General features: G+C 62.8%; 10 protein-coding genes and 2 pseudogenes. 3 read left to right on the top strand and 9 right to left on the bottom strand.

Features of this window, described 5'->3' with window-relative positions; all coding sequences use genetic code 11:
• Positions 1–421: 421 nt before the first annotated feature.
• Positions 422–2,311: a sodium transporter gene (locus IPK20_17940; protein MBK8018412.1), complete on the top strand. Its 1,890-nt coding sequence runs from the start codon at positions 422–424 to the stop codon at positions 2,309–2,311.
• A gap of 81 nt (positions 2,312–2,392) precedes the next feature.
• Here IPK20_17940 and IPK20_17935 read toward each other — a convergent pair whose 3' ends face one another.
• Positions 2,393–3,340 carry a sigma-70 family RNA polymerase sigma factor gene (locus IPK20_17935; protein ID MBK8018411.1) on the bottom strand — a complete coding sequence of 316 codons (948 nt, stop codon included), beginning with the start codon at positions 3,338–3,340 and terminating at the stop codon, positions 2,393–2,395.
• Between the two features lie 680 nt (positions 3,341–4,020).
• On the opposite strand from IPK20_17935, the gene IPK20_17930 reads away from it, so the two are divergent.
• Positions 4,021–4,650 (top strand): hypothetical protein, encoded by a 630-nt coding sequence (locus IPK20_17930; protein ID MBK8018410.1) that lies wholly within the window; start codon positions 4,021–4,023, stop codon positions 4,648–4,650.
• 457 nt (positions 4,651–5,107) lie between these two features.
• Here IPK20_17930 and IPK20_17925 read toward each other — a convergent pair.
• From IPK20_17925 to IPK20_17895, 7 genes and pseudogenes are all read right to left on the bottom strand, one after another.
• Positions 5,108–5,961: pseudogene (locus tag IPK20_17925) on the bottom strand (transposase).
• 806 nt (positions 5,962–6,767) lie between these two features.
• The gene (locus IPK20_17920) at positions 6,768–7,268 is read right to left on the bottom strand and encodes a transposase (GenBank protein MBK8018409.1); all 501 of its coding nucleotides are present in this window, start codon (positions 7,266–7,268) and stop codon (positions 6,768–6,770) included.
• Positions 7,269–7,287: 19 nt separating this feature from the next.
• Complete coding sequence (locus IPK20_17915) at positions 7,288–7,875, bottom strand: transposase (GenBank protein ID MBK8018408.1); 588 nt, start codon at positions 7,873–7,875, stop codon at positions 7,288–7,290.
• 189 nt (positions 7,876–8,064) lie between these two features.
• On the bottom strand, positions 8,065–8,598 hold the full coding sequence (locus IPK20_17910; protein ID MBK8018407.1) for a hypothetical protein: 534 nt from the start codon (positions 8,596–8,598) through the stop codon (positions 8,065–8,067).
• Positions 8,599–8,668: 70 nt separating this feature from the next.
• Positions 8,669–9,001 carry a hypothetical protein gene (locus tag IPK20_17905; GenBank protein MBK8018406.1) on the bottom strand — a complete coding sequence of 111 codons (333 nt, stop codon included), beginning with the start codon at positions 8,999–9,001 and terminating at the stop codon, positions 8,669–8,671.
• A gap of 357 nt (positions 9,002–9,358) precedes the next feature.
• Positions 9,359–10,378 carry a cyclase family protein gene (locus IPK20_17900; GenBank protein MBK8018405.1) on the bottom strand — a complete coding sequence of 340 codons (1,020 nt, stop codon included), beginning with the start codon at positions 10,376–10,378 and terminating at the stop codon, positions 9,359–9,361.
• A gap of 66 nt (positions 10,379–10,444) precedes the next feature.
• Positions 10,445–11,617 (bottom strand): annotated as a pseudogene (locus IPK20_17895) (TRAP transporter large permease).
• Here IPK20_17895 and IPK20_17890 point away from each other — a divergent pair.
• Positions 11,553–11,942 (top strand): hypothetical protein, encoded by a 390-nt coding sequence (locus tag IPK20_17890; protein ID MBK8018404.1) that lies wholly within the window; start codon positions 11,553–11,555, stop codon positions 11,940–11,942. The pseudogene IPK20_17895 and the gene IPK20_17890 sit on opposite strands and share 65 nt — an antisense overlap.
• A 358-nt stretch (positions 11,943–12,300) precedes the next feature.
• Here the strand turns inward: IPK20_17890 and IPK20_17885 are convergent, their stop codons facing one another.
• Positions 12,301–12,519 (bottom strand): hypothetical protein, encoded by a 219-nt coding sequence (locus IPK20_17885; GenBank protein ID MBK8018403.1) that lies wholly within the window; start codon positions 12,517–12,519, stop codon positions 12,301–12,303.
• Positions 12,520–12,730 lie beyond the last annotated feature (211 nt).

Here is a 12,730-nt window from a genome sequence, read left to right as displayed (position 1 = left end):
CGAAGGCCACGTACTTCTCCCTGGCCCGATTGCGCCGGGAACCGAACTGCCCAGAACCCAGTCCGTCTGCAGCCATTCCGGCCTGTCCGCTTGGCCGATCATCGACCGGTACGAACTCCAGGCCCACTGTTCAGGACGCTTCACCATCTTTGCGCGGGCCGGCTCAATATGGAGAGGGCGGGCTATGATGGAAGTACGCTGGGCGGTCGTAGATGGAAAGACCTATCCCCGATTGCGTGGCCCCGATTGCGCTTTCGTGCGCAGGTGATCGTCCCGCACGCAGTCAACCGGATCGCAATCGCCGCAAACCAGATGTGGCAGCCGCTCTTGGCCGCGCCGACGTGCGGATCGTACGGAAGCGCAACACGATCGGCACCCACCCGCCCCTTTGCCTCGAGGAGAGGTCCGAGGTCCGCCGCGAATGATCGACTTGCTGATCGTCACCGCCTTCGTCATCTATGCGCTCAACTCGGGATTGCGCGCACGCCGCGATGCCTCTCGTGGCGCTGAGGAGTACTTCCTTGCCGGGCGAAGTCTGCGCGGGTGGGAGTCCGGCATGTCGATGGCGGCCACGCAGTTCTCGGCGGACACGCCGCTGCTCGTGGTCGGGCTCGTGGCGACGGCGGGGGTATTCGGACTGTGGCGGCTGTGGATCTACGCGCTTGCTTTCCTGCTGATGGCATTCCTGCTTGCGGGCCCTTGGCGGCGCAGCGGGGTGATCACCGATGCGGAGCTGGCCGAGATCCGCTACGGCGGCCAGGCGGCGCTCGCGCTCAGGGTGTTCAAGGCGCTCTACTACGGCACTCTTATCAACTGCGCGGCCCTGGCCATGGTCATGGTGGCCGCCGTACGGATCGCCGAGGTGTTTCTGCCCTGGCACGAATGGCTGCCGGTGGGTCTGCACACGGCGCTGGTCACTGCGGTCTCGTCCCTGGGGCTGTCGATCGGCACGTCGATTACCGGGCTGGCGCCCGATGTGGCGACGGCCAACGGTCTCCTTTCGACCGCGCTCATCCTCGGCTTCACCGCAGGCTATGCGCTGACCGGTGGGCTGCGCAGCGTGGTGGCCACGGACATCGTCCAGCTGGGCATCGCGCTGGCGGGCACTGCCATCTACGCGGTATTCGTAGTGACGGCCGCCGGCGGTCTCAGCGGTTTGTCGCTACGAGTGGCGGAGCTCTACGGGCAGGTGCGCGCCGATCGTCTGCTCTCGTTCTGGCCAGCGGACACCGGTGAACTGTTGTTGCCCTTTCTTGTGGTAATCGGGCTGCAGTGGCTGTTTCAGATGAACGCAGACGGCACCGGATATCTCGCACAGCGTTCGATGGCGTGCCGATCGGACCGCGACGCGCGGTGGGCCGGGCTGATCTTCACCTGGACGCAGATCCTCCTGCGCAGTCTGCTGTGGCTGGTGATCGCGGTTGGGCTGCTGGTGGTGTATCCGATCACGCCGGACGAGAGTGAAGTCGCCGGCTTCGCGGCGAAACGCGAGATTCTGTACGTCACCGGCATCGACGACCTGATGCCGGCCGGGCTGCGCGGACTGCTGCTCACGGGAATGCTGGCGGCGCTGGCCTCCACGGTAGACACACACCTCAACTGGGGTGCCTCCTACTGGAGCAATGACATCTACGGTCGACTGGTGTGCCGCACCTGGCTGAAACGGACCCCGGCGCAGCGCGAGCTGGTGACCGTGGCCCGACTCTCGGGGCTGGCAATCGTGACGATCTCCCTGGTCGTGATGTCGCAGCTCGATTCGATCCAGGCCGCCTGGTCGATATCGCTGCTGTTCGGCGCTGGAATGGGCTCGGTACTGGTGCTGCGCTGGCTGTGGGAGCGGGTGAACGCGCAGGCCGAGCTCGCGGCCATGGGGGTTTCCCTGGTTGCTGCACCGCTTCTTCTCCTGGCGTTCGGGACGGCCCCGAAACCGAGTGGCTTCGGCTGGGCGGTCATGGCGGTGGCGACGACGGCGGCCGCCGTGGCGGCGGTGTACATCGCGCCGCCCAGCGACCCGCAGGTGCTGCTGGCGTTCTATCGGCGTGTAAGGCCGCCCGGATTCTGGTTTCGAACCGCCCGACTGGCGGGCGAGTCCCCCTGGGTCCCGGTACGCGCCATGGCGCGCCGCCTCGTCGCTGTCGTCATCACGGCGGTTTCTCTGTTCCTGCTACTGGTGGGCATCGGACAACTGCTGATCGGCGGCACCGGGACGAGTCCGACCGTCAGCTGGGCGATCGCCGCCGCGGGCGCCACGCTTGTGCCTTTCTGGTGGCGCGAAGCCACGCGTGAGGATCCCGTCGCAGCGCGAGGCTAACCGGGGAGGAAGACTCGGGAAGACTCGGGGTCGGGTCTTGCAAGGTCGGGGTCGGGTCTTGCAATCCAGCATCCGACCGACCTATCCGAAGTTTCCTCCCTCTGCTTTCTTCACCACCCGGCTCACCGTCGAGTAGTGCACGCCGAAGTGCTCCGCGATCTGCTTCATGGTGTAGTCGCCGGACTGGAAGGCGGCAGCGATCGCGGCATCTCGATTACCCTGGGCGGCCTTAACGAAACTGGAAAGCGGCTTTGCCACAGCCCGGCGCTGGATCCGCGGGATCTCCCCCAGGTCGGTGTCCTTCGGTGCTTGCTTGCGCAGACGTTCGGCGAAGGCCTCGCTGCCCAGGTAGATCTGATCCAAGCGCTTTCGACGGTATGTATTGCCAGCGATTAGCACTGATCCTGCGAGAGTCGCCAGCCAAGTTGGAAGATCTGGAACTGCGGATACCGTTGAAAAGGACACAATGATGTTGTTGCCTTGGCTTGTTTCAAATTCAACACCGAAGCCCATTGGATAGCTACGGAACTGCTGAATTGATGGAAACCCAGTGTAGGCACCCTCGACTTCAGTCCCGAAGTGAATAGAACGTGGAGCGAGCGATTGCACTATCGGCCCCGACACATGTCCGGTCAGAATTCCCGTCCACCTGACCTTTCCCTCTTGCTCCGTAGCAGTGATGGTTCCAAAAGAGTCTCCATCAGTTTCAAGTTCATAAGAACTTGAACTGAAATGTATGGAGATTCTTCGCAAGTTGAAGAACTCGTACTGGATGGGCTGATCCTGATCGCTGACTCCGCCGGTGCTACCTCTTTCGTATTCGAAAGACGCGGAGATCGGTGTTTGACTAAAGAACGCATCGTTGAACCCAGGCGGCGGAGGATCAGCCAAGAGCCCCCCAATCCCCCAGAAGGAATGGTTCCAGATGTACGACAACCGCACGACGTCTGCGTATGCGGAACCCGGCAGCGACACGGTGAGAGACGCAAGAATCGTCAACGTAAAGGCAGGGGTCTTGAGGATTGTCATCGACTCCTCTCAGTTGTCTTGATCATCTCGTCACTGGGACTGCTGAGCGCTAGAACGAACAGGCAGTTGTGCGACGAGCAACCATACATCGCACAACTGTGCTTGGACTGAACCGCCGGATTGCGGGCACGGCGCTGTGGGTACGGAATGCTGGTGCGGCTCGGGCCGCCAGCGGACGACGGTGCCGTGACTGTTCGTGGGAACGCAGACATGGGCTCTGTCGGGGTCGCGAATGACGCGGGGTACTATGGCAGAGCGGTCTCAGAGGGTCAATTTCTTGTGATGGGCAGGGCCATTCCTCACCAGCGTCGGTGATGGGGTGCGGCGCGTAAGCGCGGGGTCGGGCCTTGCAATCCAGAATTCAGCTGAGCTATCCGAACATGCCTTCCTCCAACTTCTTCATCAGTCGACTTGCCGTCAAGTGTGGAGACGGCGGTACATGAGCGAACGTGAGGTGAGGCGTGCCCCCGATCTGTGCGGCAGGAAGCGCCATCGTCGCCACCAACACGGTCGGCGACGTCGTGTGGCGTGAAGACTATTGACCGTTCGGGGAACGTTGGCGCAACGAACCCGCGGCGGGCGGCAATCGCCAGTGGTTTCACGGAAAGCCCGAAGAAGCCCTTGGTATTCAGTACTTCGGAGCGCGCTACTACGATCCGACGCTGGGGCGGTTCTTGGGGATGGATCCGGTGTCGTTCTCGGATGGTGATCTCCATAGCTTCAATCGCTATGCCTACGGGAACAACAATCCGTATCGCTATCGCGACAACGACGGCCGACTGCCGGTCCTGTTGTTGGTGCCTCTAGCGCTCAAAGCAATCGACGTTACACTCACGGCTATAGATCTCATTGCCGCGTATCAGTCTGACGGCGCGGCCGGCGTAGCGAAGGAAGGGATAGTTGCGGCGGCTGGTGTTGTTGTTCCCGGCGGCCGAACTCTTGGTGCGATCGCGAAGCATGGAGACGAGGTTGTTACCTATGCCGCAAAGGGCGTACACAAGAACTCGCTCAGCTATGTTGGCGAAACGCACGTGTACCGGATCAAGGGGCCTGACGGCGCCACCCACAAGATCGGCGAGTCAGCGCGCGGCCTGAACGCTGAAGGGGCCTCAATCCGGGCGGAACAGCAAGCGCGCCGCCTGACACGCGAGACGGGGGACGTCTACACCACTGAGATCCGAAAGACGTTCCCCGACAAGGCGTCAGCTCGTGAATATGAGACGCGTGTCATTGAGCGCTTTCGCAGCATGTACGGAAGACAAGCAGCCGGAAACTTGAAACTCGATGAGCGCATGGCTACCACGCGATGAGGCGACTTGGGCTTAGTGGCGTTGCCCTACGAAGGCCCGCAACAACCGGTTCGACAATCAGGCTCTCACTGCCGTGCGCAATGAAGTCGAAGCGGTGCTGGATGAAAGCGGGATCTAGTCGGAGCGCCTTACTTGGTCACGATTGCTGTGCGGTACGGCCTCGCAGATGCCGATGCTCCCCTACCAGCGATAAGTAAAGTGGCGATCTCCCGCTCTCCATCGAGGTAGACACGAATCGATTAGTCGCTGCCGATCTTGCCTCTCTAACCGGCGTGTTCAAGAGAGCCGTGCTGCTGCCCCTTGTGCATGCAGGCAAAAGTACGATCGACCAACCGCAACGCCGAGGCGGAACTGCAGAACTGTTGATCAGCCGAAGATCGACCCGACGCCCGCCCTGTGCGGGCGTTGTTCTATGGAAAGCACGGGGTCGGGTCTTGCAATCCAGCATTCGACCGACCTATCCGAAGTTTCCTCCCTCTGCTTTCTTCACCGCCCGGCTCACTGTCGAGTAGTGCACGCCGAGGTGCTCTGCGATCTGCTTCATGGTGTAGTCGCCGGACTGAAAGGCCTCAGCGATCGCAGCATCTCGATTTCCTTGGGCGGCCTTGACGAAGCTGGAAAGCGGCTTTGCCACAGCCCGGCGCTGGATCCGCGGGATCTCCCCCAGGTCAGTGTCCTTCGGTGCTTGCTTGCGCAGACGTTCGGCGAAGGCCTCGCTGCCCAGGTAGATCTGACTGTGCACGTTGTCCCACACGCTCGGCAAGCCTACCCCAGCGAGAACAAAGTCCGCGTATTTCTCCCTGGCCCGGTTGCGCCGGGAACCGAACTGCCCCAGAACCCAGTCCGTCTGCAGCCATTCCGGCCTGTCCGCTTGGCCGATCATCGACCGGTACGAACTCCAGGCCCACTGTTCAGGACGCTTCACCATCTTCGCGCGTACTGGATTCAGGACCACGTACCGCGACAGTTCCAACAGATACGCATCCCGCTCCACCAGAATTGCTTTGTAGCGCCCTTGGAAGACGTGTCCCACCCGATCGTAAGTGCGGTTGACTTACTGCGTGTAGACCCCGTTCAGCTGCCGCATTCCCTGAGACAGATTCCCTCGGGTGTTTCCACGACTACGTGGTAGTGGTTGTCCATCTGGCACCACGCATGACAGGCCCAGTTGAACCGTTTGCAGACACCGCCGAGGATGTCCAGCCAAGCGAGGCGGTCTGCTTCGCCGAAGAAGATGTCCTCGCGGCGGTCACCCCGGGAGGTGACGTGATAGAGACCACCGGCGAGTTCGATGCGGAGAGGGCGGGACATGGGCGGATGCTTGGCGACAAGTGCGTGAATGAATGACTTGGCCCGGTTCGGACTCGCGTTCGGCTTCCAGGCGAAGAGGGCTGACGATGAGCCGCGGCTCAGCGATCACGGTTCTTCATAGACTCCCAGCCCACACTTGACGCACTTTCTGGCGGCGCTCGCACGCCATCCCTGCTGCCCCCACCAAGCCGTGTTGCAGCGGGGGCATGGCCAATACAAGAGTCTGAACAACGTCCACATCAATGCACCACTCCAAAGACTGACGACAGTCCACAGCACGAACTCTGAAATCGATCGAGGAAGTAGTTCCGCGGTCGCGATCATCACGAATGGGAACAAGGCGCCGGCTAGAAAAAGGACCATGGCCCACCGGGCCAGTTGTCGGAATGACGTCCAGGAAGAAGCGGATCCTTGCATGATCTTCTGCTCTCCAAGTAAGCCTTAGAAGGCCCACGTTCCGGTCGAAATCATGTCGCCGACCCTTAAGATCGACCATCCATCATCCCTTGTGCGCCGCCCCACTTGTTCCTGTAGCTCACGGCATCCTAGGCATCAGAATGGCGCCAGAACGCATACTGCGTCGAGTATCTCAACGGTCGACAATCGGAGCGAGTCTGAGGCTACGGCACATCCGATGGGGAGAGCGGCACAGGGGCAATGCTAGGCGACAGGGTGCATCATTGCAAGACCTGACCCCGTTCCCACGCCGTCCTGTGTCCCCTTGAATCCGATCGATCGCAGCCCACTGCGGTTGCAGTTGTTCCCGCTCCGGTAGAGGCGCTTCCCAGCGGGACAGATGCAGGTACTCAGGTCATCGGCAAACTTGAAGGCAGAGGGCGGAACTGCTTCGGCCTCTGGTCCTTCGGACTCTTGTCCCAGAGCGCATCTTCCTTCGCCTTGTGCCTCTCCTGTCCGGCGTAGCGCTCGTCCCGGTCCCCGTAACCACGGTCGGCAATGTAGGCCTCGACCTTCTCGGACTCCAGGTGGGCGAGGTTGGCTTCGCTGTGGTAGCCCGCATCGGCCACGATCACGCTCTCGGGCGTCAGAACAGGCTTCAGGTCTTCCACCATTCCCGGCAGCAGTGCCTGCTCCGAGCCTGTCCCGTGCGCCTGGGCGGCGACGATGATCTGGTGCTTCTCGTCTACCGCCGCCAAGCCGCAGTAGCCCTGCACGACGCCCTTGTCCGTGGACATCTTCGCCGACTCGTTGTCGGTGCGGTTGCTCAGCACCGGCTTGCCGCTCGCGCCGAGGCGGTCCCTGGGGTGCTTCTCCAGCCACGCCCAGATCTGCCTGGCGTGCTCCCTCATCCGCTCGATCTTCTGCCTCTCACGCGTCCGCTGTTCCTGCTCCGGTGGGATCTTCGCAGCGTCCTGCCTCCGATGCTCCGCGAGCATCTTCTCCACGGACTGTCCGACCTTCTGCGCTTCCCGTTCGAAGTCCTCCCGAAGACCGCTGCCCGGACTTGGCCGCATTGCTCGGGAGCTTGACCCCGTCGATGGCGAACATCTCGTGGCCGATGAGGCCTTCGCGGTTGCAGATGACCAGCACCTGGGTGAAGAGCGACTGGATCGCCTCAGTGTGACGGCTGACGAAGCCTGCGAGGGTGGAGAAGTCCGGCTGGCTGTCTGCGCTCAGGGCGATGAACTGCACGTGCTGGCGGCAGGCCGCGGCGATGGCGCGGGAGCTGATCAGGCCTCGGCTGTAGCCGAACAGGATGACTTTGAGGAGAATCGAAGGGTGGTACGCGGGCGCGCCGGTGTCGTCGTTGCGGTAGGTCTCGATGAACGGCGTGAGGTCGAGTTCCTGGTCTACCAGCACACTGACGGCGTCCTGGAACGTGCCGGGGAGGATCTGCGCGTCGAAGTCGACGGCGATGAACTTGAGGTTCCTGTCGACGGATCGGAAGTTCGGCATCGGCGACTTCTCCGCAGCAACGCTGTTGCGACGATGATGCCGAGGCCCAGATCGGCGATCAAGGGGAGAACGGGGGTTTTTCTACAGCCTCAACGTTCGACGTGACCGGCGACCGGAGCGCGAAGCGCGGAGGGTACCGGCAAGCGCCGCTTGCCGGGCGCCCGGTTGACGGAGAGGTTGGGCACCATGCTAAACGATGGACAGCTGTCTAATCTCATAAACGAACTCTTGCTCGTCGACATACTGCATTGCCTTATCCCACAGAGGATTAGTCCGGTCGCTAAGGTTCTTTGCAAGGGCCTTTATCTCGGGTGGTGCGTCTTCTCGAAAGTAGTTGTCCGCGCCACGAACCTTGGGATAACTCACACCAGTTATCTTGAACTGGACTGGGGCAATGTTCTTGGACTTTTGCTGCTCAATGTCTTTGTGTGCGGTCTCCCACGTAATGGCGCGCGTCATCAAGTAGTAGTCTCTCTCTTTGAATTCGCCATTGAAGGTGTAGTCGGACTTGGGCGGATACTGCGGTTGAATCCTTCTCTTGAACAGACCGCCATCGACGAATCGGAAATGCAGATTGTCGGAAGACATCTCGTAGCGTTCGCAGTCGACAATGTCGACCCAATGCCCCTTGGCCCGAGAGATATGCTTCTTTACGAAGAGAACTGCAAATGCCTCCTCGGTACTGGCGTACCCAAGGTACCTCTTAAGTAGCTTTTCGTTCATGGGTGAGAGTGGGTAGCGACCTCGTGCATGGTGCCCAACGGTCCGGCTGCAACCGGACCGTTGGGCGGCGCTACTGCTTCCTGACATAAATCGCCTCCGCCACGATGGCCGGAGCAAGTCTGCGTTCACCGACTGAGGTTATTAGGAGACCGTTTGCGCCAATGGCGGCAGCCTGCTTCTTAAGCTCTTCTGCAGCGTAGTCCATGGACCCTTGTTCGGTCAGCCCCGCGTCTGAGGAGGCTTCGACGATACCAACGACGTCGTACTCAGCCGGTGGTTTCGAATAAAGCTGAACGGCAGAAGGCGCGATCGCTGGCCGCTTCGTGCCGGTGACCACGGCTGAGCCCGTCGCGCAAGCGGAAACCAGGAGAACAGCGATGAGCGCGGCTATTGCTTTGAACACTTATCCCTCCACTCGTCTGAGCTTGACCTGCGCTTTCAGCGATTACTGCGTGTGCGCGTCCCTCAGGCCGCCCAACGACAAGTCTCACCCATTCGACAAAATTCTTTCCGTCGAATGACATGTAAGAACGCATCGAAGCCCTTCCGAATCAATCCCTCGTCCACGCATCCCAAGCCCCCGCCCGTTCGGATGTCGCTAACCCGCACTCCCCTCAACCACAGTATGCCCCCGCCCCACCACCGCCGAATGTGAACTATTCACATCCGGCGCTCCCCCACCGCCCTTACTGCCCCGGCACCCCAATCGCCACCGGCCTTACCGCCGAACCCGCGCCGCCCTTTTCCCTCAGCGGCAGGATCATCGTGCAGGACGTCCACACCTTGTCGTTGGCGATGGCCGCGAGGTTGGCGTGTTCGATGTGGTGGATGCCCATCTGGGTGAGCATGTGGTGGTGGACGGCGAAGGGGCAGGCCGGGCGGGTGCCTTTGGCGGGCGGGGCCTTGCTTGCATCATGCCTTCGGGCACCGGGTCGATGAAGGGCGTGTCGAGGCCGATGGCGACGATGCGCTTGTCGCCCAGGTACTTCGCGGCGTCGTAGGCGAGGCCGGGCGCCTTGGAGTAGTAGACCTTGTCGACGTCCGGATCCTGCCAGTTGTCGCCCCAGCCGGTGCGGATGTAGACGACGTCGCCGGGCAGGATGCCGCGGCCGCTCAGGCCTTGCACGGCCAGCATGTCTTCGATGTCCTTGGCCGTCACGCCGCGGCCGGCCTCTAGCGGTTTGCCGCCGCCGACGTGGGTCTTGGCGTCGAGCAGGATGGCGGAGGTGATGAGTGGCGGGGCCTTCTCGATGCCCAGCTTGAGCAGCGGCGAGTCGGGCGTGGGCTTTACTTCGGACTGCTTGAAGCCGCCGTAGTAGGTGGCGGTGTCTGAGGGGAAGGGTGGCTGCATCTTCCACGGTTCGGGCAGGAAGGCGAAGTGGCCGATGGCGTCCATCTGCGTGGCCTGGGCGGCCGGCTCCGCGCCGGCTTCGAGTTCTTCGCCGTTGAACGCGTGGGCGCTGAACGGGATGCCGCCGGTGGGCTTGTACTTCTGGTTGTACGGGCCGCTGAAGGGCGACTTGGGCATGGTGTTGGAGCGCAGGTACGAAAAGCTCGTACGAGCGCGCCTTGGGTTGCGAATGCAAAGCGCAGCGCATCCAGGTGCCAGCGCCGATCTGGTTGGCCATGCCCTGCTCGTCGCCTGCGGACCACGGCGGCGAGGGATGCGCTTGGCGGCGCGGCTCGGGACCTGTTCCGGTTCCACGGCGGCAGCCCATCCGCTCGTGAGGATCATCGCGACGGCCGCGGCCACCGGTGCCAGCACTCGATTGCTTTTCATCTGCTCTCTCCGTTCGAGGTTCGAAGAATCACAGTCCCAGCGTGCGCGGCAGCCAGACGCTGATGGCGGGATAGCCACCAGCAGCGTGAGCCGCACGACATCCGCCGCGACAAAGGCAGCGCGCCGCGCCAGACGGCGTGCGTAAAACGTCCGGCACCACGCTGCGCACACGAAGATGTTCATGCCCACCGGCGGCGTGATCATGCCGATCTCGACCACGCACACCACCAGAATGCCGAACCGATGGGTTCCGAAGCCCATGCTCTGCACGAGCGGGAAGAAGATGGGCACGGTGAGCAGGATCATGGACAGCGACTCCATGGCCGTGCCCAGCACGATGTGAGACGAAGCAGATGGCCAGGATCACCAGCGTGGGGCTCACGGCGAACTTCTTCACGATATCGAGATCCGACCGCAGCGTCGTGAAGTTGATGAAGTTCGCGAACAGCGATGCGCCGATCACGATGGTGAAGAGCATGGCGGTGGTGCGCGCGGAATCCACCAGCAAGTAGTTCCATCACCGCGAAGCTCAGCCGTCCGCGCAGCAGCGCAATGACGAATCCGCCGGCCGCTCCCACGCCCGCCGCCTCGGTGGGCGTGAACCAGCCGCCGTACAGACCGCCCAGCACGATGGCAAAGAGCACGGCCACCGCCCAGATGTCGCGCAGGCCCTCCAGCCGTTCGCCCCAGGTCGACTTCTCTCCGGGCGGGCCGAGTTCGGGTTGCGGGCCGTGACGATCATGGGAGGCCGTGATGTACAGACCAGTGGCGAGAGCAGGCCCGGAACGATGCCGGCCCGCAACAGCGCGCCGATGCTCTGCTCCGTCCTGATCCCGGTAGATCACCATGATCACCGACGGCGGGATCAGGATGCCCAGCGTGCCGCCCGCCGCAATGGCGCCGGCGGCGAAGGATTCGCGGTAGTTGAACCGCCGCATCTCCGGCATGGCCACCTTGGCCATGGTCGCCGTGTGGCTTTGGACGATCCGCGATCGCGCCGAAACCGGCGCAGGCGAGGATGGTGGAGATGGCCAGTCCGCCGCGCCGATGGCCGACGAAGCGGTACGCCGTGCGGTAGCTCCTGCGGCATGCCGGCGCGCGTGACGAAGTTGCCCATCGCACGAAACAGCGGCAGCACGGACGTGTACTTGGCGATGTCGAGGTCTCGGTGGCGGTGAGCGAGAACGCCGCCGGCCAGGAGCGCATCAGCCCGATGCCCACCACGCCCACGATCGCCATGCTGAAGGCGATGGGCACACGCAACAGCGCCGAGGGCGAACATCATGGCGAAACCCGGCCGACTCAAACATCCTCGCCTCCCACGGGCGGCAGGTGGAAGGTGTCCGGACGAAGGCGTCGCGCGGATCATCAGGTAGAGGTGCATCACCGCCGCCAGCAGCAGCATCGCGGCCGTGGCGTACTGGAAGCCATAGAGCGGCAGCCCGAGCTGGGCGGTGGAATCGCCATACTCGGCGGCGCGTCCGGCGCGGCCGTAGACCAGCCACGACGAGCCGACGAGCACGGCGACGCAGAGGCGTTCGCGATGCGGGCTGCCGGGTCTTGATCCGTGCGGACATGATCCGGTCCAGCAGGTCGAAGATGATGCTCGCCCTTGAGGCGACGCGGAGTGGCATGCCGACGAAGATCACGGCGAGCATGAGCAGCTCGGTGATCTCCACGCCCCGGGCACGGACGACGAGACACCATGGGGCGATCACGTCGGCCCGCCGTGCGCCATCATCGCGAACAGCGCGAGGGCCGCGACGACGCCGAGGATGCGCTCGAACGTCTTCACGTGGTCGGCTGGTGTGCCGGAGGTGGGGTTCGTGGGAGAGCCGGGGCCTCAGGGTTTGGCGACTTGGTGCGGAATTCCTTCAGCACCTGCTCGGCGATGGCGAGGCCCTTCGCCTTGGCGTCGGCGATCACTTCTGCTCCAGAGGAGCGGTCTTGGCGCGGATCTCGTCCATGAACGCTTTGGGCGCGGGCATCATCTTCACACCGGTGGTCTGCATGAGCGCGTGCGCGGACTTATCCCGTGCGGTCCCACGCCCGCCGAACGCGCGCGCGAGCGGCTCGCCGGTCAGCTTCGCGATGATGTCCTGGTCTGCCTTGGGAATGCGCCGCCGGCGCTCCTCGTTCATCACGAAGGCGACTCGTGTTGTACAGGCCGCCAGGAAAGGTCGTGGCGTTTGACGATCTTCTCCAGCTTGAACGACTCGATGGATTCGGCCGGAAAGGCACGCCGTCCATCCCGCCGGTGGAGAGCAGTTCGTACGACTCCGGCGCGGGCTTCAGATCACCGTGGTTCCCAGCGCCTTGCCGATCGTTACGATACCGCCGCCGACGCGGAAC

This window comes from Betaproteobacteria bacterium (genome assembly GCA_016713305.1).
In the GTDB taxonomy this organism is placed as follows: Bacteria; Pseudomonadota; Gammaproteobacteria; order Burkholderiales.
Note: the sequence above shows the minus strand (reverse complement) of the source record. Positions and strands in the feature narration are given on the sequence as shown.

Excerpts from the sequence above, each read along its gene's own strand:
- IPK20_17920 (MBK8018409.1), bottom strand. The coding sequence starts at position 7,268 with ATGAGGGAGCACGCCAGGCAGATCTGGGCGTGGCTGGAGAAGCACCCC.
- IPK20_17900 (MBK8018405.1), bottom strand. The coding sequence starts at position 10,378 with ATGAAAAGCAATCGAGTGCTGGCACCGGTGGCCGCGGCCGTCGCGATG.
- IPK20_17930 (MBK8018410.1), top strand. The coding sequence starts at position 4,021 with ATGGATCCGGTGTCGTTCTCGGATGGTGATCTCCATAGCTTCAATCGC.
- IPK20_17940 (MBK8018412.1), top strand. The coding sequence starts at position 422 with ATGATCGACTTGCTGATCGTCACCGCCTTCGTCATCTATGCGCTCAAC.
- IPK20_17935 (MBK8018411.1), bottom strand. The coding sequence starts at position 3,340 with ATGACAATCCTCAAGACCCCTGCCTTTACGTTGACGATTCTTGCGTCT.
- IPK20_17915 (MBK8018408.1), bottom strand. The coding sequence starts at position 7,875 with ATGCCGAACTTCCGATCCGTCGACAGGAACCTCAAGTTCATCGCCGTC.
- IPK20_17910 (MBK8018407.1), bottom strand. The coding sequence starts at position 8,598 with ATGAACGAAAAGCTACTTAAGAGGTACCTTGGGTACGCCAGTACCGAG.
- IPK20_17885 (MBK8018403.1), bottom strand. The coding sequence starts at position 12,519 with ATGAACGAGGAGCGCCGGCGGCGCATTCCCAAGGCAGACCAGGACATC.